The sequence below is a fragment of the Flavitalea sp. genome (assembly GCF_035489435.1).
Classification (GTDB): domain Bacteria; phylum Bacteroidota; class Bacteroidia; order Chitinophagales; family Chitinophagaceae; genus DATHKG01.
The window spans coordinates 1-22058 of record NZ_DATHKG010000151.1 but is presented as its reverse complement, the minus strand read 5'-3'; the positions used below and the strand labels follow the sequence as shown (position 1 = coordinate 22058).

15 protein-coding genes are annotated in these 22058 nt (G+C 42.7%); 2 read left to right on the top strand and 13 right to left on the bottom strand.

Features of this window, described 5'->3' with window-relative positions; genetic code table 11:
* Window positions 1-65: 65 nt before the first annotated feature.
* The 5 genes from VK664_RS23335 to VK664_RS23315 all read right to left on the bottom strand — a co-directional run bounded on the left by VK664_RS23335 (window position 66) and on the right by VK664_RS23315 (window position 8697).
* Window positions 66-872, bottom strand: coding sequence for a DUF3823 domain-containing protein (locus VK664_RS23335; protein WP_461401123.1), 807 nt, complete (start codon window positions 870-872; stop codon window positions 66-68).
* Between the two features lie 75 nt (window positions 873-947).
* Entirely contained in the window at window positions 948-3005 is a 2058-nt protein-coding gene (locus VK664_RS23330; RefSeq protein WP_461401122.1) for a RagB/SusD family nutrient uptake outer membrane protein, read from the bottom strand.
* 5 nt (window positions 3006-3010) lie between these two features.
* On the bottom strand, window positions 3011-6511 hold the full coding sequence (locus VK664_RS23325; protein ID WP_461401121.1) for a TonB-dependent receptor: 3501 nt from the start codon (window positions 6509-6511) through the stop codon (window positions 3011-3013).
* Between the two features lie 63 nt (window positions 6512-6574).
* Window positions 6575-7621 carry a FecR family protein gene (locus VK664_RS23320; protein ID WP_461401120.1) on the bottom strand — a complete coding sequence of 349 codons (1047 nt, stop codon included), beginning with the start codon at window positions 7619-7621 and terminating at the stop codon, window positions 6575-6577.
* 467 nt (window positions 7622-8088) lie between these two features.
* On the bottom strand, window positions 8089-8697 hold the full coding sequence (locus tag VK664_RS23315) for an RNA polymerase sigma-70 factor (protein WP_461401119.1): 609 nt from the start codon (window positions 8695-8697) through the stop codon (window positions 8089-8091).
* 325 nt (window positions 8698-9022) lie between these two features.
* Here VK664_RS23315 and VK664_RS23310 point away from each other — a divergent pair, with 325 nt between their 5' ends.
* Both VK664_RS23310 and VK664_RS23305 read left to right on the top strand, forming a co-directional pair.
* Entirely contained in the window at window positions 9023-9991 is a 969-nt protein-coding gene (locus tag VK664_RS23310) for an alpha/beta fold hydrolase (protein ID WP_461401118.1), read from the top strand.
* Between the two features lie 134 nt (window positions 9992-10125).
* A complete protein-coding gene (locus tag VK664_RS23305; protein WP_461401117.1) occupies window positions 10126-10485 on the top strand; it encodes an iron chaperone in 360 nt (119 codons plus the stop codon).
* A gap of 619 nt (window positions 10486-11104) precedes the next feature.
* Here VK664_RS23305 and VK664_RS23300 read toward each other — a convergent pair.
* From VK664_RS23300 to VK664_RS23265, 8 genes are all read right to left on the bottom strand, one after another.
* Entirely contained in the window at window positions 11105-11656 is a 552-nt protein-coding gene (locus VK664_RS23300) for a gluconate 2-dehydrogenase subunit 3 family protein (RefSeq protein ID WP_461401116.1), read from the bottom strand.
* 13 nt (window positions 11657-11669) lie between these two features.
* Window positions 11670-13412, bottom strand: a complete 1743-nt coding sequence (locus tag VK664_RS23295) for a GMC oxidoreductase (protein WP_461401115.1) — start codon at window positions 13410-13412, stop codon at window positions 11670-11672.
* A gap of 2 nt (window positions 13413-13414) precedes the next feature.
* Window positions 13415-14752: an MFS transporter gene (locus tag VK664_RS23290; RefSeq protein WP_461401114.1), complete on the bottom strand. Its 1338-nt coding sequence runs from the start codon at window positions 14750-14752 to the stop codon at window positions 13415-13417.
* A 57-nt stretch (window positions 14753-14809) separates the two neighbouring features.
* A complete protein-coding gene (locus VK664_RS23285; RefSeq protein ID WP_461401113.1) occupies window positions 14810-15991 on the bottom strand; it encodes a Gfo/Idh/MocA family protein in 1182 nt (393 codons plus the stop codon).
* A gap of 42 nt (window positions 15992-16033) precedes the next feature.
* Window positions 16034-17581 carry a TolB family protein gene (locus tag VK664_RS23280; RefSeq protein ID WP_461401112.1) on the bottom strand — a complete coding sequence of 516 codons (1548 nt, stop codon included), beginning with the start codon at window positions 17579-17581 and terminating at the stop codon, window positions 16034-16036.
* A gap of 51 nt (window positions 17582-17632) precedes the next feature.
* Window positions 17633-18571, bottom strand: coding sequence for a sugar phosphate isomerase/epimerase family protein (locus tag VK664_RS23275; protein ID WP_461401111.1), 939 nt, complete (start codon window positions 18569-18571; stop codon window positions 17633-17635).
* A 51-nt stretch (window positions 18572-18622) separates the two neighbouring features.
* Entirely contained in the window at window positions 18623-20368 is a 1746-nt protein-coding gene (locus tag VK664_RS23270; protein WP_461401110.1) for a RagB/SusD family nutrient uptake outer membrane protein, read from the bottom strand.
* A 12-nt stretch (window positions 20369-20380) separates the two neighbouring features.
* On the bottom strand, window positions 20381-22058 hold a 1678-nt coding region (locus VK664_RS23265; protein WP_461401109.1), incomplete at its 5' end, for a SusC/RagA family TonB-linked outer membrane protein.

The following is a 22058-nucleotide window of genomic DNA, read 5'->3' as shown; positions in this document are numbered from 1 at the left end:
AAAAATATACAATTTTATAATTCCGCTACAAATTGGGATTTATTCAAACCAATTACTGCGAACAATTATTTTGGCAAATCTACTCTCATAGCTGCATTATAATTGTGACGACGGATATTTTCTGTTGCATAATTAATTCTCGCAGCTGCACGGATAAAGACGGTGCTTCCAGCCGGAATGCTACCATTTGAAGTGATAGTGATAGTCTGCCCTAACAATGCGTCAAATGCATTTCCGGTATAACCTATTTCTGTGGAGTACCTATTGTCCCATTCGCGATAGCCAACAAAAGGTACCTGGCTTACAAATAAGCGCAAATCTGTTACATTCTGCATATTATCACTGTAACCACCCATAGGTTCGATCTTCGATTTGAATTCGGCGGGACTGACAGCTCTTGTAACCCTTACCCTGGCGATGATCTTGCCGCCAGCGATTACCGGGTCACCAACCCATTCAACTTTCAGAAAAGGCTGAACTTTAAACTCAATCTCAGTAATACCTTTAATATCTGTATTGATTGATTCATTTGCAATAGTATCTCCGTTAGCCTTTCTTCTTACCATAGGAATAAATGCACCGTCCACTCTTACATTGTAGTTTCCTGCAAAAACTTTGGTATTTTGAAAATTACCTTCCTTCATACAGAAGAAATCAAAATTATCCGGAACAGGTGTCTCTTTCCAACTCAGCTCACGCAGCCTTATACGGGTACCTTCAGCACCCTGATCTGTTAAGACCGGCTCCCCCGTAGCAGCATCAACTACCCTTCCTTTGAGAGTCTCTGCAGGCAGCTCGTAATTATCCTTCTCACAGGAAGAGAACCCGGTAACAGCAATTAATATTAATATGCCGTTGAATATCTTTTTCATCAGTATATTTTTTGATTTGCTCCGTTTCATTTCTTACTTTTTTCAATTTGATAATGTAGTTTCTTTCTTTAGAAGTTAACGACCTGGCTGCTGATCAATAACAGGGCTCTTGGCAACTTCAGCGGCTGGTATTGCCAGGTAATATTCCTGTTCAATGATGCGGAAACGTTTTCTGCTTTCCTCCAACCCGGCATCGAAGAAATACTTACCTGTTGTGGTAGAATAGAAAGGATACAGACCTTTGTAGAATGCACCATCTGATTGGGTGAATCCATTTAACATATCTGAGTGTTGGGTTCTCCAGCGCCTGATATCCCAAAGGACCTTATTTTCGAAAGCAAGCTCCTTTCTGCGTTCCTTGCGGATAATAGTGAGACCGTTGGATCCAACCACTTCACCTGCACCAATTAAAGGACTGGCACCTGCTCTTTCACGGATGTCCCTGATCGACTCGAACGCAGTCTGCTGCAGATTTTCGCCGGAGATGGTCTGGCCGGCAGACAATAATTCATTGGCAGCTTCTGCGGCGTTCAGCAGTATTTCGGCATAACGCAACAACACAAAATGCTGTTCGGAGCGTGCTTCCAATACCAATGCCTGGGACATATTTGGATTGAGCCATTTACGAACCACAAATCCTGTCATAGCAGCTGTATTATCCGCCGTGAAAGGACCACTCTTGCCACTCGCATTCATATTACCTCCGCCGGGAATCGGCACAACTTCGTGTGTTGTACCACTCTGCGAAAGGAATAATTTTTTTCCACTGGTAAATGCACCTTTCGCTGTATATGCATCCACCTGGTTATAGTTAACAGGACCTGAAACTGTGTAATTAGGTAAGCCACCATTAACCACTCTCAGGGGAGTTATACCGCCAGCAGCATCGCCTGTATAAATTCCTCTCCGGATCTCAATCACCTCTCCCTTGAATACATCGCCGGGAAGGATAACATATGCACGAAGACGGGGCTCAGCATTGGCAAAAAGGTCAGTGATCTTATCAAACATCAGGTACTTGCCGGAATTATCAAGCACTTTGATGGTACCATCAGGATTTTTATTGAACCCATCAAACAACTCCACAAAATCCAGCGTTGGACAGTTACCAGCTGAATAACCATTCCCTCCCATCAGCTGACGTGGGATATTGTAAGCATCATATCCATGTGCCAGGTCAGGGAATTTGTATTCTTTTATATAAATATTCTCAACACTTGAGGGATCTGAAAACATATCTACCATGTTCTGGTATTGACCTTCTTTATCAACAGGGGACCATTTCTTTTTATACAGTGAGTATTTATTACTCTTGATCACCTCACGTGCAGCAGTATACGCTTCTTTGAAATATTTTGCAGAAGCTGCAGCGGCGGTACCAGGGTCGAATCCAATAACGCGAACTTTTGATTTGTCGCCAAAGCCTGTAATCTTATTGTATTTAGCTACAGAACCTGCAAACAACATTGCTTCAGATTTAAATCCATAAGCAACAAATTTGTTGGCATAACCTCTTTTAGGGCTTGTAGCGTTAAGCATTACGATGGCTGAGTCATAATCTGCTAACACCTGGTTCCAGGTTTCCTCTTCTGTTGAACGTGCCACCTCAAGTTGAGCAGCAGGCATTTCCGGATAGTTAAGTACAGACTTAACCAATGGGATTCCACCATAGCGCTTTGCAAGCGAGTAGAACACCATTGCTCTCGTAAAATAACCTTCGCCGATGAAGTGCTTATATTCATCTGCCGTAAAATTGGCTTTGTATTCAGGCAAAATTTCGATCAGTCTATTTGCATCCCGAAGCAGGTTGTAGGCACGGACCCAATAAGCACCATTACGGAAAAATCCTTCCGATGTCATCGCTTCACCAGCATCACGACCGATGGAAGCACCTTCGTTAGCTCCGGGAGATACTAACCAGTCATCAAAAAATTGTCGCCCGGGTGAATATTTGAAGTCTTCAAATGGCATCTGGCTGTAAAGCCGCGACATGTACACAGTGAGACCCGCTGCGCTTGAAAAAAGATCTTTGTCCTGCACCACGTTCATGGGGGGTACGTCAAGATATTTTTTGCAGGATATAAAGATGCTGCTAAGGGAGATTATAATAAATATAGAATGTTTGAATTTCATGACAATCAGAGTTTAATATTTAATCCCACAGATACAGTTTTATTCAATGGATACAGGTATCCAAAGTTGTCAAGCGGATGCTCAGGGTCCACAAACTTCACCTTGGTAAAGGTTACCAGGTTATATGCGTTCACAAAAACGCGGAAGTTTTTCATTTTAATCTTCTTCAGTATATCAGTTGAAATTGTGTAACCAAGCTCAATAGATTTCAAACGCAGATATGCGCCGTCCTCCACATTGAACGAAGAGTTTTCGTCCGGTGTTATGCCTGTGTTGGCAAAACGGCCAGGTACCCATTGAGTTGAAGGACTATACGGATCTGCTTTGGGATCTGCAGGATGCCATCTGTCCATAAACTGCTCCATCGCTCCCGACTCCCCGTTACCCCACAGCGGTATGCGAAGTTGTTCACCATAAATAAGTGAACCCATCGCCGAACCCTGGAATAAAAAGTTTATGTCAAAACCTTTGTAAGCAGCATCAAACATAAAGCTGAAGTTCATCCAGGGGAATTGGTTGTAATGAATCGGATGGACATCATTTCCATTGATCTCACCGTCACCGTTCCAGTCTTCATATTTATAGTCGCCGATAAGAGTTCCCCTACCGATATAGAATGGATTGTTATAAATGTCTTCCCATGAAGTAAACTGTCCTGCACCTTCAAGACCATTGTGAACACCCTGTAAACGATCGTTCTGATTGTTCTTCCAGTTACTCCATGAGCTACCGATTGCCCCACGCTCTACATACAAACGTTTAACACGTGCCAAAGAAAATATTGCTTTGGCATTGTAACTGAGATTACCCAGGCGGTTTCTGTGCGTGACCTCCATATCGAATCCATAGGTGCGGTCGCTGTTGATATTCTCAAATGGTAAAGCAGCCCCTACTACTGTAGGAATACCCCCGGCTCTCTGAGTCAGAAGGCCTTCACGGTGGCGGCTGAAATAGTCCGCACTTAACCCCAGAAGCCCATTCCATAGTTCAATGTCAAGGCCTAAATCAAATGTTTTAGCGGTAAACCAGGTGATGTTCGGATTAGGAAAACCTTTGTGATCGGCGCTTGCATTAAAGCTGCCATCAAAAAGGTAACCGCCGGTAAAATTTCGCCTGTCTGTACTGGTTGGGTAGTTATAACCAGAAATAAACTGATAGCTTGAGGCCTGGTCATCACCGGTTTTGCCGTAAGAGCCACGGAATTTCAAATTGGTGATGAATGAAAACGCGTCAATATTTCTGAAGAAACTTTCTTCTGAAACTCTCCAACCTATAGATGCCGCCGGGAAGAAGCCCCACTGTGATCCGGGAGCAAACCTTGATGAACCATCGTAACGGAACAGGAATTCAGCCAGATACTTATTGTTGAAGTTATAGTTCAGTTTTCCAACCAATGCCATGTTGGTGGATTCATAGAGTGCACTGGAATCCGAATTCATGGTAGCCAGTTGTCCTTCAGCTATACCTGCAAAAATATAAGGTAGCTGCAGCACCATGTCTCTTTGTGCGAAGAAGTTATCGCCATTTCTTTTTTGCGCTTCCCCTAGCACAAGGGCATTGATAGAATGTTTTTTTATTCTTGTATCATAATTCAGAGAAACCTGCCCCAGCGTTTGTTGTTTGAAGTATGATTCCCTGCGAATTCTGTTGGGGGACTGACGGGTAAACTTAGGATAGCTTTGTGAAGCTTCGTCATATCTGTATTGGATATACTCTCTCTGGTACAAATCTGCGTTTGATACAAAATAGTCGTAGCTGAACAGTCCTTTTATAGACAATCCTGTAACTCCGGGTATATCGTATTTCAGGCTGGCAGATGATTGAAAGAATTTCTTATTGTATTTCTTCCAACCGGTTAAATCTGCATCCATAAATGATACAGGGTTATCGCCTTCAATTAATCCATGGTAAGGCTTGGTGGGATCATTGTTTGCATAAGCCGGAATCTGGGGACCTTGTCTCCAGAAGCTTCGAACGATCCACCATGAATCCTGGAATGGACGATCCTGCTGATCAGTAACACCACTCAGGTTAAGATCGAGGGTGAGACGATCCGCAAGTTTCGTAGTGATATTTGAACGAACGTTATACTTCTCATAGTTCAGATCGTTTGATTTAAAGAAGCTCTCCTGGTATTCGTAACCAAGGCCAATATAATAATTGGTTTTGTCATTGCCTCCTGATGCATTGAGATTGTGCATTGTTTGCGGAGCATGATCAGAGAATACCAAAGGGTACCAATCTGTACTCTGTTTTTTTCCTGATCTGTAATCTTCAAATTGCTGATCATTAAATATAGGAGATCCGCCGTTCACATTGTGCATGGCCTGCTCATTACGGAGGGTCATATATTCTTCCGCATTAACGGTTGCCGGTAAGCCAGATGGGATCTGCCATCCATAAGTACCGGAATAATTCAATTCGAGTTTGTTACCTGCGCCTCTTTTTGTAGTCACCAACACAACACCATTCGCAGCACGTACCCCATAAATTGCAGCAGAAGCGTCTTTCAATACAGAAATATTTTCAATGTCATTTGGATCGAGACGTTGAAAATCATCAGCGGTACGGGGGATACCATCGATCACTACGAGCGGTGTTCCCATGGCGCGAATGTCGAAGTTATTATTGAAGGAGCCAGGTTCAGATGTTCTTTGAGTAACGCGAACGCCTGGAATTTTTCCGGTGATCATGTTTTGTACGTTCTCGTTCTTAGTAGTGATAATGTCTTCGCCTTTGATTGAAGATACCGCACCTGTAAGATTAGCTTTCCTTTGAGTGCCATATCCCACTACTACTACTTCACCCAGATCTTTTGATTGGGATACCATCTTCACGATATATTGAGTTTTGCTATCAAGCTTCGTTTCCAGCGTTGCATAGCCAACTGTTGAGATCACCAGGGTGCCGTTGCCCATTCCTTCAGGGATACTTAAAACGAACTCGCCCTGTTCATTGGTGGTAGTTCCAACCGAAGTTCCTTTAAGACTCACACTTGCATTGCTTAACGGAGAACCATCGGTACCGACAACTTTCCCGTTAATTACTGTATCAGCCCTGACAGCAGCAACAACGCCTGGTGCATTATTTATTTGCTGATTACTGCCTGTGGGTAAAGTGTTTGATGTTTTTACCTGCTTCAGAATGATCTTATCATCCAGAATTTCATAAGTGGCGCCAAGAGGAGAAAGTAATTCTTTCAAAACATCTGGTAAAATCTTCTGCTTTACATCGAGTGTTACTTTCCGGTTCACATTGACTTCATCATTTGAAAATACAAACACATAATTGCTTTGATTTTCGATCTTCTCAAGTACTGAACCAAGTTTTTCATTTCGTACCCGCAGCGTTATTTTCATATCGATCTGATGATTCTCAACAAAAACTTTGGGAGGGGAAGAATATGCCAGTTGGGCCTGTGCTGACCAGGTAGTTAGCAGCGGCAGGAAAAAAATTGCTGTACATCTGGCGATGCCGCACAGCAAAGCAGCAGGTATTCTTTTCATAAAAGAAATTGATTTAAGCATTTAATTAAATAGCTTCTTATAAATAGCCTCTTAATATCCTCGCTAGGGTACTCGCTGGGGAAGTTCTTTTGAACCGTCACTGATCAACACTTCCTCATTATTGATCTTATAGCTGAATTCCGTCGATTTACTCAGATAAAAGAGAATCTCCTCCAGAGAATTATTTTGGAAAGACCCTGTAAGACGGAACTGGCGTGCACTTTCAGAGAGGAAAACTATTTTCTTTCCAAAAGTTCTTTCCAGTTCCACACCGATTTCATCAAAGGACATCCCCCTGAATACCAATTTTCCACCTATCCATGCCATGTCTTCCTTGCTGATGGTAGATTCCACAATCGCTTGTTCTTTCGTAAATAAGTAACGCAGTTTTTTATCCCCGGTTAAAAAAACAGTGTCTTGCTTTCTGCCAATTGCAGGTTTTGGAATGAAGGCAACCTTGCCAGTAGCAACAGATGTTTCTATAAATTTTTCATTCTCGTAAGCCCTGATGTTGAATGAAGTACCCAGCACTTTCACTGTTCCGTTAGCAAGATGAATAATGAATGGCTTCCCGGGATTTTTAGCCACTTCAAAAAAAGCCTCTCCGCTCAGGTATACTTCCCTTGTACTGCCACTGAACTTTTTCGGATACTGGATCTTAGTATCAGCGTTGAGCCAGATCTTTGTTCCATCAGGTAACGCCATAGTGCTTTTAACTCCTTTTATATTCTTTTTTTCGATGAGTGCTGATTGTTGAACTGTTGATTCATCTTTGCCGGTATTTTTTTTTATGAACAGCAACGAGCCCGTTATCAGGATAACAGAAGCCGCAGCGGCCACACCAAACAATAAATTCTTATCAGGTCTGTTTGATTTTTCAGGTGTTTCGTTTATCGGTGCATCCAGTTTGGCTTTCAGTTTTTCAAAAGCTTCTTCAACAGAAAGTTGGTTGGCGTTGGTGCGTTGGTTCCAATATTGATGAAGTAATTTAAATCTTGCAGAAGCTTCAGCGTCGGCTGATAAAATTTCTTCGATCTCCCCGAGTTCTTCGGTTGTTGCTTCGCCGCTGAGCTTTCGACTTATCAATTCTAAGAAACGGTTATTGCTCATTTGAAAAATTAACGTTGACTTTTATTAAGACAGGAGAACGAGGTTTATTACTTACACTGTTTAGATAATTATTAGTGATGAGTGATGAGTTATGAGTGATGAGTGATGAGTTAGTGGTGAGTGGTGAGTGTGTTGCTATTTGTTGTTGTAATTGGTAAATTGATTTATTGATAGTAGGCAGAGCTTATCGGATAGTAGGTAGAACTTATCGGATAGCTGGTATAGCTTATCGAAAAATTAAGATGGTTGATATACAGAGGCGATGTTTGAATACTTGAAATTCAGTTCAATCAAGTTGATGAAGCCGGTGAAATAAATTTGATTGCGACTTAACGTACTTGGTTAAGCGAATGTTATGCAATTATGAAGGCAGGCGAACGACTCTGATAGCTAACATTGCTCTTGAATTAATTTTCGCAATGTTCGGTATGCGATCTTACAAAATGTTCAATTGGCGATTCGACAATTTAAAGTTTTGTTTTGCCCGTTTTAGTGGTGCATTTTGCCTGGTATGTTTGAATTATTTTGTCGAGTTTTTTGATAGCGCGGAACAATTGAGTTTCCACTGTGCGCGGAGAAATGTTCAGAATTTCTGCAACCTGTTTATACCTGAAACCTTCTTCCCTGATCAGTTTGAAAACAGTGCGGCACTGATCGGGAAGTGTGTCAACAGCTTTTTCGAGTTGAAAAGAAATCTCCTTCCATTCCAAATCTTTTGAAGGGTCAGTCATATTTATAACCCTTGCCTGGGATCCTTCTGATTCTATAGCTATATGATAACTGGAGTAAGAGGAGAGATAGTTGAAAGCGTGATTTCGTACTGCCACGAACAGATAAGTTTCGAGATTGCGGATATCACTGATGGTTTTTCGGTTACTCCAGATCTTGACCATTATATCGTTCACCAGTTCTTCCGCGACCTCCTTTGTATGAACATATAAAAGGGCAAAATTAAAGAGTCGGGTAAAAAACAGGCCGTAGAGTTCCTTTAAGGCCTTCTGGCTGTTTTTCCCGATCTGCCATTGTAGTTGGCCGATTACGGCTGCATCCATCTTTCCGGGCAAGGCTCTTTTCATATACAGTTATACAAGCGTTGTGGTAATAGGACAGTAAAATTGAGAAAGTTCCCTACAAAAATGTACCTACATATGAAATTTATTTTTGCACCCGGGTGAATTGGATTGTAAAATCCAGGTGGATTTTGATGGATGACAGGCCGGTTGGGAGTTTAGGTAAGTTTGAAAATTCTATGTGCAAACTTTAAATTTATACCTACCGCCGGGTAGAGAATGCCACAGGGCTGATCAAAGTATGTCGCCCGTAGCCCGTTAATTGTCGCATACGCCCTGTGAGTGACAAAGCATTGTTGCCGAGCTTTGTATTAAAACAAATCGATAGGACATGAACACGCGTATTATGACCTTTTTCCGGGTTGTCATCGTTATAGTGGTAATCGTTGGAGCGATAATCGTTGGAGCGTCAATGACATCCTGCCAACCTCAACCGAAAGAAAACCAGGCAGCTTCAGCTGCTTCCGGGGACAGCATTTTCAGCCAGAAGACAAAAGCTACAGACAGCGGCTATGCAAACGTAAACGGTCTTAAAATGTACTATGAGGTCTACGGCAATGGCAAACCCCTCGTACTGCTGCATGGCTCTTATATGAATATACCTTTAAATTGGTCGCATATCATCCCTCTCCTGGCCAAAGACCGGAAAATAATAGTTGCTGAAATGCAAGGGCACGGCCGCACCAGGGATATATCCCGCGAAATTAGTTATGAAGGGATGGCTGATGATGTATCGGGTCTGCTTAAGCATCTCAAAATAGATAGTGCTGATATATTGGGATATAGCATGGGAGGTGGTGTAGCATTCCAGGTAGCTGTGCGCCATCCTGAGCAGGTACGCAGGCTCGTGGTGTTATCAGGTGCCTATGCTCACGATGGGTGGTGGCCCGATGTAGAAGCCAGTTTTGCCACTTTCACACCAGATATGTTTAAGGGCACACCTGTACAAAAACAATACGATAGTCTGGGAAACGATCCGGCCCATTTCCCTGAATTTGTGAAAAAAGTTATCAGTATAGACCTGAAGCCATATGATTGGTCGAAGGATGTAAAAAACATTAAAGCCCCGATATTCATGGCAATTGGCGATGCTGACGGTTTACGATACGAGCACGCACTGGAGTTATTTCGTGCGAAAGGAGGCGGAAAAATGGGCGATTTACATGGCCTGCCTCAATCCCGGCTGGCCATTATACCGGGTACGACTCATATCGGTATGATGCAGCGAACCGATTGGCTGATACCCATGATCACTGATTTCCTGGATTCCGATCTCAATGCGGCACCACCTGCATTTTAGAACGCGGGCAGGAAAAAGCCATCAGGAAATAGCTCTTGATGGCTTCTTAGCATTAAGCCGGCATCTTTTGAAAAATCACGCATCGGGCATTTCAGGCTCCACTTCAATTCAAAACTTACCAAAACAATAATAACATGGCAAAAACAGATTACAAAACAATTCAGGAATATCATGATGCACAGCCAATAGAAGCCCAGGAAAGGATGCAGGCTATTCGCAATATTATACACAAGGTAGTACCTGATGTAGAGGAAACCATCAGCTACCAGATTCCCTGTTTCAAATATCATGGCTACCTGATCTACTATTCAGCTTATGCAAAACATATATCACTTTCGCATCCTTATAGCGAGACTTTTCTTAAGACTTTTGAAAAAGACCTGAATGGGTATAAGGTGAGCAAATCGGCTATTCAAATTCCTAACAACATACCTTTACCAACAGATCTGATAAAACGAATCATTGAGTTCAGGAAGAAAGAAAATAAAGGCTGATGATCATGAATAACCTCATTTAATGACAAAAGCCATCAAGAGCTATTTCCTTATGGCTTTTTAGATTATGCCGGTATACATTTATATATCAGGCATCTGGTATTTCAGGCTCCGCGAGCTTAATTAACTTATCCAGCGAATCTGCCAACCTAAATAGCACATCTCCGCAGGTATCATCGCAGGAATGCCTTCCTGCGTAAAAAGTCTGGAGTAAATGTTTTCCGGGGCAGATACATTGTCTTGTGGGCTTACCACTAAACTCGCAAGAAATAAAGGAACTGAATGAGCTACAATTGCGGTAATAAAGGAAACAATGGACTCCACTTATAAACAGAAATAAACAAAACTGCATAACAGATCCTGTGATAGATCAATGTCAGGCAAACATTGCTTTCCAATACAGTAAGTGATAAAGGTTGATTCTTATTTTTTTACTTCATGTGAGGAAGATGTAGATTTTACGGGCACTGCCAACAAATACGAACTCAAGGGTTCGTTCATTGTCAGTATTATTCCCTTTGCATCGCTTCAAACTATTTCGAGGAAAAGTAATATCATTTTGAATGGTAATTTACGGGAAGGAATTCAGAGGAAATATGAAAAGGAAGAGAGGGCTAGGTTATTTTCTTATTGACGTAGCCACAGGAATGCAACCGTGAAACCTGCCCGGGACCAATTCATATACTCTTACTTTTGTGAGATAGTGTTTGGAACTCATATAACCCTGCACCGTGAGCTTCTTCATTGTTTTTAAAAAAGACTTAATGTTTTCCGGTATATCTTTACCATTACTATCCAGGATACCAGTTAACAATTCTTCTCTTTGTGGGAGGCCGGCAGCAATAAAAGATATTTCCAGTTTATCTCTGGCAAATTTGTCAAATGCTTTCATTCCTTTCACAAACTGTTGTTGTTCCTCTGGGGTATATAAGTCATCCACCACTCGCAGTATAAAAATTGGAACCAGCGCGTTTATTGCACCAGGCGTTGCAGTGGGAGGTATAATGGTTTCACTGATCTCCGCCAACAGTTCCTCTTCTTTACCTTGCAGGTTTACATTCTTTAAAACGATGGACGGCTTTGTTTTGTCCTGCATACAAGCAGGCACCAAGGCCGTACCAACGGTAATTATGAAACATTGCTTTATCGCATTCCGGCGTGTTGTATTCATAGCAGGTATTTGATCATTTTATCTCACCGTTCTTTAAATGGGTAACAGCATAATCAACCGCCCTGGCAGTGAGAGCCATATAGGTGAGTGATGGGTTTTGTGTTGACGTTGACGTCATGCAACCACCATCCGTAACAAAAACATTTTTACAATGGTGTAATTGGTTCCATTTATTCAGTAGAGAAGTGGCGGCGTCATGACCCATTCTGACGCCTCCCATTTCATGATTTTCATTACCGGGTCTGCGGTGGTTGTCGGTTGTTTTGATATTGTCAAAGCCGGCCTCTTTAAACATCACAGAAAACTGCTCATGAAAGTCTTCCAGCATTTTTATATCATTGTCGTCGTAGTCAACAGATATATGTAGTACAGGCAAGCCATTTACATCTTTTTTGGTATCATCCAGCTTTACCTGGTTCTCTTTTTTGGGTATTGTTTCTCCCATCATTTGAACAGCTATTGACCAGTTACCTAATGTCGCAGGAGTTTCCAATTGCGTTTTAAGTGCCTTACCGATTCCTTCCTGGTTGGTTTTTTGCGACCTGTTGGAATGAATCGAAACTGAATAACCCCGTAAAAAATCTGTTTCCTGTTTATAAACATTTCTGAAACGTGGCATGTATCCCGATCCCGGGCGTCTGCCATCGGTTGTAAATTCTTTCAATCCATCATAAGTTCCTTCCACGCGGCCGCGGTAATTATGAAATCCTATATGTGTGCCCAATATTCCATTATCATTTCCCAGCCCGTTAGGGAAACGACCTGAAGTAGAATTTAGAAGTAGAAGGTTGGTATTGATAGCGCCGGCGTTTACAAAAATTATCTTTGCGGTATATTCAGTTTGCTGTTTTGTTTTGGTATCGATTACCCTTATACCTGTTGCTTTATTTAAGCGTTCATCGAACAAAACGGACTGCACAACACTGTCTGTGAGTAAGGTGAGATTACCTGTTTTTTGTGCCCAGGGAATAGTGGAAGAGTTGCTGCTGAAATATCCACCAAAGGGACAACCCCGGCTACACAGGTCACGATTCTGACATTTCCCCCGGCCCTGTTCAAAATGGATTGGCTGGGGTTGAGTCAGGTTAGCAGAGCGGCCCACGATCACATGCCTGTCTTTATAACGTTGATCCATTTTTTCCTTAAAGTGTTTTTCAATACAGGTCATCTCAAAAGCCGGCAAAAATTCTCCATCAGGCAGCGTATCGAGCCCATCCCGGTTGCCACTGATGCCTGCGAACTTTTCTACATAGCTGTACCATGGTGCTATGTCCTTGTACCTTATCGGCCAGTCAACCGCAAATCCATCCCGCAACGGTCCTTCAAAATCGAAATCACTCCATCGTTGCGTAAACCTTGCCCACAATAAAGACCGGCCGCCTACCTGGTTGCCCCTGATCCAGTCGAACGGTTTATCAGCAACATACTCCTGTTGCGCATCCTTTAAAAAAAATTGTATAGTATCTTCCTTAAATGAATAATGGTTGCGAACGGTGTTATATTCTTCCTGTAATACCAGAGGAACAGCGCCCCTGTGTGGAAGATCCCAGGGGTTATAGTTAGTAGTGGGATAATCTTTCAGGTGCACTACATTTCTTCCGCGTTCTACCAGTAAAGTTTTAAGACCTTTTTCAGTCAATTCTTTGACTGCCCAGCCACCGCTGATACCCGAACCTATTACAATGGCGTCGAAATCAGCTGATATATTCCCTTTCAGTAGTGAGCTTTTGCCTGTAGAATCGTTTTGATTACCCATGATCAAATACTTTTACTTTTTTTTGTTTCGTGATTGCCTGCAATAACAGGTTTCATATCAGGCACCAATATCCTGAACATTATAAACCATGCAACGAGGTATGCTAATCCGCAGTACAGGAACAACAAGTAATACCCGGTTTGAATATGACCAAGATTTTTATAATGATCAAACAACAGGCCGGCAATTTTAGCAACGCCCATCCCACCTAAAGCGCCTGCCATGCCGCCGATACCGACAACCGACGCAACCGAACTTTTAGGAAACATATCTGAGACGGTAGTAAACAGGTTGGCGGACCATGCCTGGTGTGCAGAAGCAGCGATACCGATGATAATAACAGCATACCACATTCCAAAACTTCCCGCAGCCTGTGACACCATCACCAGCAATGGGAAAAAGGCATAGATGAGCATAGAAGTTTTTCTTGCCTTTACAATATCCCAGCGCTTGTTTTCAACAAACCAGGCGGGCAGCCATCCACCAAATATGCTGGCTACCCCTGCCAGGGTATAAACGAATGCGATGGGCAAACTCACCTGCATACCAACTAACTTATATTCTGATGCAAGAAAAGCGGGCAACCAAAATAAGAAAAACCACCATACTCCGTCCGTTAAAAATTTGCCTGCAACAAATGCCCATGTTTGTTTAAACCTTAACAAGGCAGTCCACGAAATTTTTGGTTGTTCTTCGCCAATAACTGAATCGCCGGGAGTTATGTCGCTATTAATATAATTAAATTCAGCCTTTGAAAGTTTCTTATGCTTTGCAGGAATTTCATACAACAGGAACCAAAAAGCTAACCAAATAAAACCGATCGCACCTATGGCAATAAACGCAATTTTCCAACTATAGTGAATGGCAATGTATGGCACAACAATGGGCGCGATGATAGCTCCGACATTGGTTCCTGAATTAAAAATACCGCCGGCCAGGGCTCTTTCCTTTCTTGGGAACCATTCTGCCACCGTTTTGAAGGCAGCCGGAAAATTACCAGCCTCAGTAACACCCAGGAATGCACGATATATCATAAAGCTGACAGCCCCGGTAGCAAATGCATGTAGAATACTGGCAATGCTCCATAAGATCAGGGTAACAGCATAACCAATCTTTGTTCCGACCTTATCTATGAGTCGCCCTGCGCCAATCATGCCCAGGGCATAAGCAAACTGGAAGGCGACAACGATGTTGGAATAGTCTGACTCTTTCCAGGAAAATTCTTTTTCGAGTGTTGGTTTAAGCAGGCTGATTACCTGCCTGTCAAGATAGTTGATGGTTGTAGCAAAAAACACGAGCGAACAAATTGTCCACCTGTAATTGCCAATTGTCGTTTGCAAATCTAAAACTGGTTTATTTGCGGTAGCTATCATAACTGCTTACAAGAGGCTTTTTTTTTATAAAAGTGTAACTGGTACTTCAACTCCTTTTCTTTCACTTGAAACATAGCCTGCATAAATAGTGGCTATTGTGTCTGCAGCAAGGCTGCTGTTACTTTCTATGGGTTCGTCGTCTGCCGCAGATCTATAAAATGCATTCATTTCGTGCTGATAACCATGGAACCACCCTTCATCCGGAGAAATGAATGACCATCCCTGTTTGGTTTCTGTTTTTTCCACTACGTATACTTCTTTGAAATGTTTTTCATCAGGTGTATATGTTTTCATCGCATCGTTCTGACTCATCTGGCATTTTGTTCTGTGATTATTTGTATTCACTTCAATCCAGTTATTAACTCCTCCAAGCACCAGTTCACTTGCGAACAAACTTGCTATGGTCCCATCTTCGAATTCAATATGCATCAGGGCAAAGTCTTCAATATCTTTGTAAGTTGTTTGCAGGTACCCTTGATTGTTATATCCTGGCATTCTTGTTATAACATGCGTGCGTGCAGTTATTGTTTTTGGCCTGATGGGCTTACCATCGCGGGCCCGCCCTTCAACCTGTTTAAAATAAAGCGCGACCGACAACGGATGGCATCCTTTTCCTATCATTGAACCTCCGCCTGATAACTTCCATTGTCCATAAGCCAGCGAATGAGAGCCAGAGTGCGATTGTTCGCCGTGCATCCATAGAATCTGCGCCTTTGATTTCTCCAGCAACTCCCGTTCTTTCTGAATGGCTGGCGCATATACCCAGTTCTCTGCATACATTATTTTACCTCCGCCCGCCTTTTCAGCAGCAAGCATTCTTTGTATGCTTTCGAGCGCATGTCTTAATCCTTCTTCACGCGAAAAAGTGTCGCCGTTAAATTGATCGCTGCCATCGCCAAAATATCCAGTAAGCGGCTTTTCAATTATAACATGTTTATTTTGCCTGAGGGCAGCTATAACTATTGGCTCATGTGTAATGGTTGGAGTACAAACATGTATTACATCTGAATCTGCTATTAAGGCATCAAGATTGTCGTATGCGGTGAGGTTTCTTGCTTCTGAAAATTCCAGCAACTTTGATCTGGTAACCGAATACACACCCATTAATTCAACTTTCGCGCTGAAAACATGTTGCAAGGCACCGTAGTGAAAACGCGCGGCAAATCCTGATCCTACAATGCCTGCCCTGATAACTTTCTTGTCCATAATCAAACCTGTTTAAATGACGTGAGTAGCCCGGTGAGTAAGCTATTCAGCCTTTTCGGAATTGCTTACAAAAGCAATTGACCTGCTGTCGGGAGACCATGAATTTACATTAATTGTTCCTTGCCCTCCATAAAGAAATGCAATGACCCTCGGTGCTCCGCCTGCTGTCGGCATTAACCGAAGCATCACCTTTTTATACGACGGATGCGAAACGGGTTCTATATCTGTCGGAAAGGAAATGAATGCGATCCATTTGCCATCAGGCGATATATGCGGAAACCAGTTATGGTATTCATCATAAGTAAGTTGCTCTTTAGCTGAGCCGTCGGGCTTCATCCGCCAGATTTGCATGGTACCGGTTTCACTGGCATTATAATAAATGAATTTGCCATCAGGAGAATATTCACATCCGTCTACATGTCCTTTGGTATTGTTGGTTAAGGCGGTTTCCGTTCCCGTATTTACGTTTACTTTATACAGATTGTAGATTTTGCTGCCATTACGCTGACCAACAACCGCAACTTCTTTTCCGCCTGGCGCCCATCCATGCCAGTATGATGGCGCTTGTGACGTTACCTGTTTGGGGGTACCTCCCTGCAACGGCAGCACATACACCCTGGAACCAACGCCTTCGCTGGCACTGCTGATAGCAAGCATCTTGCCATCAAAAGAAATCCCGTGATCGTTATTGTTCTTATCGATGGAGCCGGTACTCACCTTTTCGGGGGTGCCGCCATCTACCGGGATGGTAAATAACGAACCACCCTCGTTGTACAGCAATTTTTTACCATCGGGCATCCAGTTCGGTGCTTCAAATCTGCCTTTCGATTCGCGGATAACTGTTCTTTTACCGTCAAACACATTCATCGTTTCTAACCTTGACCCGAGTTCGCCGATCATTGGTTTCAGATATCGCTGTACAGTTGGCATTGGATGATAAGCACTGGGAACTGGTTTGTCGATACGTACGTTCCAGACCTTTGCATCCACCACCTTATTTGAATCATGCGAGCAGATGAATAAACCTGCCAGCACACTATCTCTCATTTCTTTCATTTCATGGCTGCCAACAAACTGTAATGGTTCGCCCCAGTGTGCAACGTACATGGACATGGTATTTCCGATGCGTTCCAGCTGTATGGTTTGTCCGCCTTTTTTGGTGTAATAAAACTCATCTTCCGGATCGCGCATAAACATGCCACGGTATGTTCGCCATTGCAATGCAAAATGTCCATCGATATGTATCACGGCATTCATGCTGGCTGCGCCTTCGTCGGTTGACTCACGCACCATCCATCCAATTTTTCGATGCCCTACAGAGTTTGACGTATCGCCTGTGAATTCAAAGTCTGCAGTAAGAATAAAATCTCCTTTTATTTTCTTATAAAGAAAATGAAACTCGTCGCGGTTGAACCAGATATTGGAGCCACCACCTTTGATATCGTATGTTTGTGTCGCCTGATCATATTGTGCAGAACCTGTTTTTTTTGGATGACCAATATCAGCATGATTATCAAAAACACCGACAGGGTTTTGTGAGAAAACGGTTGAACAACAGCAGATGAGCATTAAAACAAAAAAGAACTTCATAATAGATCCATTTTCAGGTGTATATTTTTCTGCACCGGGTTGATTGTACGCTTACTTAAATTCGGCATTCTTAGCAATAGTAATTTCCTTTAATAAAGCCGTTACAAGTGCATATGGATCGTACGGTTTATCCTTAACAAAAAGAGTCTCGACAGGGATATAACCGCGGTAGCCACTGGTTTTTAAAATTTTCATCAGCCGTGGAAGGTCGGTCTTAACAGGACTGCCGAGTCCGAATACGCTTTCTTTAACCTGCCAGTTCACAGTATAAGGTATAACTGCTGCAATGTCTTTATACGGATCTGTTACTTTAAAATTTCCCGTGTCGAGAATAATACCGGCCCATGGTGAGTTAACAGCCTTAACCACATATAGGCATTGCTCTGCAGTCTTCAGCATATCGCCATGGTTTTGAATGCCGATAATAACGCCATGTTGGGCTCCAAAAGCAGCGCATTCTTTATAACAGGCGATCATCCAGCCAGCCACTTCTTCCCATTTATCTTCATATCCTTTCGGTATTTCACCTGCAAATAACCTCAGTACCGGAGCACCAAGCTTTTCAGCGACAATGATCCACTTTTTTGCTCTTTCCACATCCGCAGCCCTGGCTGCGGGATCAGGAGACGCGAAATTATTTCTGATGCCTGTACCACTGATGTCCACGCCAAGCTTAAAAGCTTTGCGTTTGAGGTCATAAATATATTCATCTGTTGGTACCTCGGGGTAGCCGGGAAAATAGTACCCGGTTACGTCGATGGCCGGAATGTTTTGAGCCGCACACCAGTCAACCAATTCCATTAATGTTAAAGCTGGTTTGTTACCAGGCTGGCGGTTGCCGGTTAACAGGTCGTTAAAGGAAAAAGCGTTTAATGCAAGTTTGATATTAGCACCTAACTTCGGACTTGTGGAATTTTGCGCAAAAGATATTGCCGGGCAACTTATTATTAAAAATGCTGCCTGTATGACAAGAATGAATCGTTTAGCCATTTTCATATTTTTTTATTTGTGTATTTAACTATATCGTTTCGTTGGCAATACTCATAAACCCGAATATATTCCTTCAGTTGCGCCCCATCCATCGTTCTGTTTCAGCACGCCGTTGCTTAAGTTTATTTCTGATTGCGGAATCGGCAGTAAGCCCTTGGTCTCTGGCCTGTAATTGATCGTAATATTTTCTAAAACTCCGAATTTATAAACCGGTATTACAGTTTTATATTTTGCAATTTGATGGTCTACGATTTTCCACCTCAGTAAATCATACCAACGGATACCCTCAAACGCAAATTCGTGCCTTCGTTCGTCCTGGATATTTTCAAGTGTTACTGGTTTAAAATAAGGCGTTGCCATAAGCGGAGTATTTCCTGAATTTTTAAGATAGGCACGCGACCTCACTCTATCAAAATAAACCTGTGCATTGACACTGCCCAGTTCCGCCGCCATCAGCAACACATCTGAAAAACGCATGATGTACTGACCTACAAATGCATCACCTGTACCATTTTTTGTGGCGACCCCGTTAATGACGGTGTTAGCAGCGGTTCTTACGCCATTCACCTTTACGTAAATCTGGGCGTACTTCTTTTGTATGAAACCGGTTTCTTCCACATTAGACTGGGAGTTGAAATAAAATTTGCCGGAATTGGCCGCTGGTGTGCTGCTAAAGGCAATACCTTCAGTTGCAAAATCCATTACATTCCAGATCGAACCTGCCTTTCTAAGGTCGGCATTATCCCACTCGGCATACACTTTTGGATTGACCGCACTCATACCACTTCCGGCACCGAAAGGATAAATACCGGGTACCGACATACTTACACTGTGTTGAAAACGATCCCACTGATTATTGGTTCCAAGAGCTGAAAATGAAATCGTATATAGGGCTTCGTTATTATTACCTTTTTCGCCAACCCAGTTCAGGTTATTATCAAGCGCAAACTTATAATCAGCTTTGGCATAAGCATACAACCAGAGGTTTCGGAAATCATCCACCAGGCCATACCCACTGTTGGCAATAACATCTTCCTGGTACTCAAGTGCTTTTGCTTTAGAAATTGAATTTCCCTCGAATAAAGGCAATTCGCTTTTTCCGTAAGTGCCGGTATAAAAAAGATAAACTCTGCCCATCATCGCTTCTGCCGCATATTTACCGGCATTAAATAGTTCAGTGGACTTATTGACTTGTTGAAATTTCACCGCTGGCAATAATTCAATCGCATTTTTGAGATCATTTGCTATTAAGGCAAAGCATGAATCGGCAGATGCTCTCGGTTGGTTGCTGGATTCTGTCGACATTTTTAACGGCACACCGCCAAACAACCGACAAATATCAAAATACAACGCTGCCCTTAAATAGTAAGCCTGTCCCTTGTAACTTGCCTTTTGAGCTTCAGATAAGGCCGCCCCATTCTTCTCAATGCTTTCAAGTACAAAGTTGGCTCTGAATATTCCTTTGTAATAATTTTGCCAGGGAATAATGTACTGATCCAGATTTTTTACCTGGTATCTTTCAAAAGCCCTTATCATAGGATCATCAAATAAGGACCTGCCGTTTGCAACATAATCATCGTCCATATAAGACGAGATGCCAATAAAACTATTTATCTGGTCGAAATAGCAGTCCCTTTGTGCAGAATACACTGCTGCGATTGCCTGGTCATAGTCTTTTGCCGTGAGTGGAAAAGATGCATTTGTTTTTTCAGTTAAGTCCTGAGTATCAAGGAACTTTTTGCAACTCATGCCAAAGCTGCATGAAGCGATTGCTATAATGATAAATATTTTTTTCATGTTGATACGTTTTTAAAATTTAATGGAAGCTCCAAAAAGAATGGTACGGGCCACCGGGTATGGTGATGAATCAACCCCGCCTGCCCAGTTACCGGTAACGCCGCCACTTCCCACTTCAGGATTAAAACCCCCGTAAGATGTTATTGTAAACAAGTTTTGAGCAGAAGCGTATATACGAAGCTGTTGCAATGGTAAGCTCTTAAACATGGTTTTCAGATCATAACCTAATGTGAGGTTGCTCATCCGCAAAAAGCTGGCATCGGCTACAAACCGATCAGACAAGTTGATGTCTTGGGTACTGCCGATATTTATTTTGGGCATCGTATTGGAAGTACCTTCGCCATGCCACCTGCCTAATGCCGCGGTAGTCCAATTAAAAGTTCCATGGTTACCATTGTTAAAGTAATTCCAGATCACCTGGTTGCCTGCAACACCATTGGCGATAGCACTCAGGTCGAAACCTTTATATGCGAAGTTTAATGCAAATCCGAAAATAAAATCAGGATTGGGATCACCGAGTTTTATGTTATCGCGCTGATCTATCACACCATCCTCATTCTGATCCACATAACGTATGTCCCCCGGTTTGGCGCCAGGCTGAATAACTGTGCCAGACTTGTTTTTATAATCGATCACTTCCTGGGTATTCTGAAAGATGCCGTTGGACCGGAGCCCCCAGAAATATCCAATGGGCTGTCCCACCTCTGCCCGATAAGCTTCCTTTTGATCAGAATCCAGGGTGCCATTCGCACCATGTATTATACCCTCGCGGTTAGCGATACTGGTGACTTTGTTTTTTTGTTGAGCAAAATTCGCTGACAAGCCATAATTAAATTTTCCGACGTTGTCGTTCCATGTTAAGGCGATTTCATATCCCCTGTTTTGTACGTCTCCACCATTAATGAAGGGTGCGCCAGTGCCATCGGTCGCTAATACAGGTGCCTGAACCAACCAATCTTTGGTGAGTTTATCGTACCAGTCTAATGTAAGACCGAGCCTGTTGTTAAAAAACCGGGCATCAATTCCTATATCGGTTTGTACCGAAGTTTCCCAGGTTACATCCGGATTGGGTAGAATATTTGGATATCCGCCATTATCAAACCTTGTTCTGTCGCTGTACCTGAAGAACGGTGCATTGGTAAATGAAACGGTAGACAGGTATTGGAAAGGCGTTATTGACTGATTGCCGTTTGTGCCCCAACTTGCACGAAGCTTTAAGAAATTTAACCATCCTTGCCCGCTCATAAAGTTTTCATTCGACATTACCCAGCCTGCAGAAATAGAGGGAAAATATCCGACACGTTTTCCAGGTGCAAAATTAGAAGAACCATCTGCCCTGAAAACACCGGTCAGTAAATAAGTCTGCTTATAATCATAAGTAACTCGTCCAAAGCCAGACAGGATGCGGTTCGCTTCAAGGGGCGCGCCGCTTACGTGGGTATAGGAAGGATCTATCGTTTTATTGTTTACAAGATAAGCGTAATCAAACCCTGAGAAGAGAGAGTTGCCATTATCAGCACTGAGTGACTCGCCAATGCCTGATTTTTCTGCCGAGGTCCCTATCAACACATCAAAGTTATGTTGCTTGTTCAGAGAAAACTGGTAGTTAAGCGTGTTGTCAAAAATCCATTTCGTACCCTGCTGCATGGATTGTGCTGTTTTATCTATGTTGTTAACATAGAAGCTTGTG

Bases quoted from the DNA above. Each gene is read 5' to 3' on its own strand.
- VK664_RS23335 (WP_461401123.1), bottom strand. From the start codon at position 872: ATGAAAAAGATATTCAACGGCATATTAATATTAATTGCTGTTACCGGG.
- VK664_RS23330 (WP_461401122.1), bottom strand. From the start codon at position 3,005: ATGAAATTCAAACATTCTATATTTATTATAATCTCCCTTAGCAGCATC.
- VK664_RS23325 (WP_461401121.1), bottom strand. From the start codon at position 6,511: ATGAAAAGAATACCTGCTGCTTTGCTGTGCGGCATCGCCAGATGTACA.
- VK664_RS23320 (WP_461401120.1), bottom strand. From the start codon at position 7,621: ATGAGCAATAACCGTTTCTTAGAATTGATAAGTCGAAAGCTCAGCGGC.
- VK664_RS23315 (WP_461401119.1), bottom strand. From the start codon at position 8,697: ATGAAAAGAGCCTTGCCCGGAAAGATGGATGCAGCCGTAATCGGCCAA.
- VK664_RS23310 (WP_461401118.1), top strand. From the start codon at position 9,023: ATGAACACGCGTATTATGACCTTTTTCCGGGTTGTCATCGTTATAGTG.
- VK664_RS23305 (WP_461401117.1), top strand. From the start codon at position 10,126: ATGGCAAAAACAGATTACAAAACAATTCAGGAATATCATGATGCACAG.
- VK664_RS23300 (WP_461401116.1), bottom strand. From the start codon at position 11,656: ATGAATACAACACGCCGGAATGCGATAAAGCAATGTTTCATAATTACC.
- VK664_RS23295 (WP_461401115.1), bottom strand. From the start codon at position 13,412: ATGGGTAATCAAAACGATTCTACAGGCAAAAGCTCACTACTGAAAGGG.
- VK664_RS23285 (WP_461401113.1), bottom strand. From the start codon at position 15,991: ATGGACAAGAAAGTTATCAGGGCAGGCATTGTAGGATCAGGATTTGCC.
- VK664_RS23280 (WP_461401112.1), bottom strand. From the start codon at position 17,581: ATGAAGTTCTTTTTTGTTTTAATGCTCATCTGCTGTTGTTCAACCGTT.
- VK664_RS23275 (WP_461401111.1), bottom strand. From the start codon at position 18,571: ATGGCTAAACGATTCATTCTTGTCATACAGGCAGCATTTTTAATAATA.
- VK664_RS23270 (WP_461401110.1), bottom strand. From the start codon at position 20,368: ATGAAAAAAATATTTATCATTATAGCAATCGCTTCATGCAGCTTTGGC.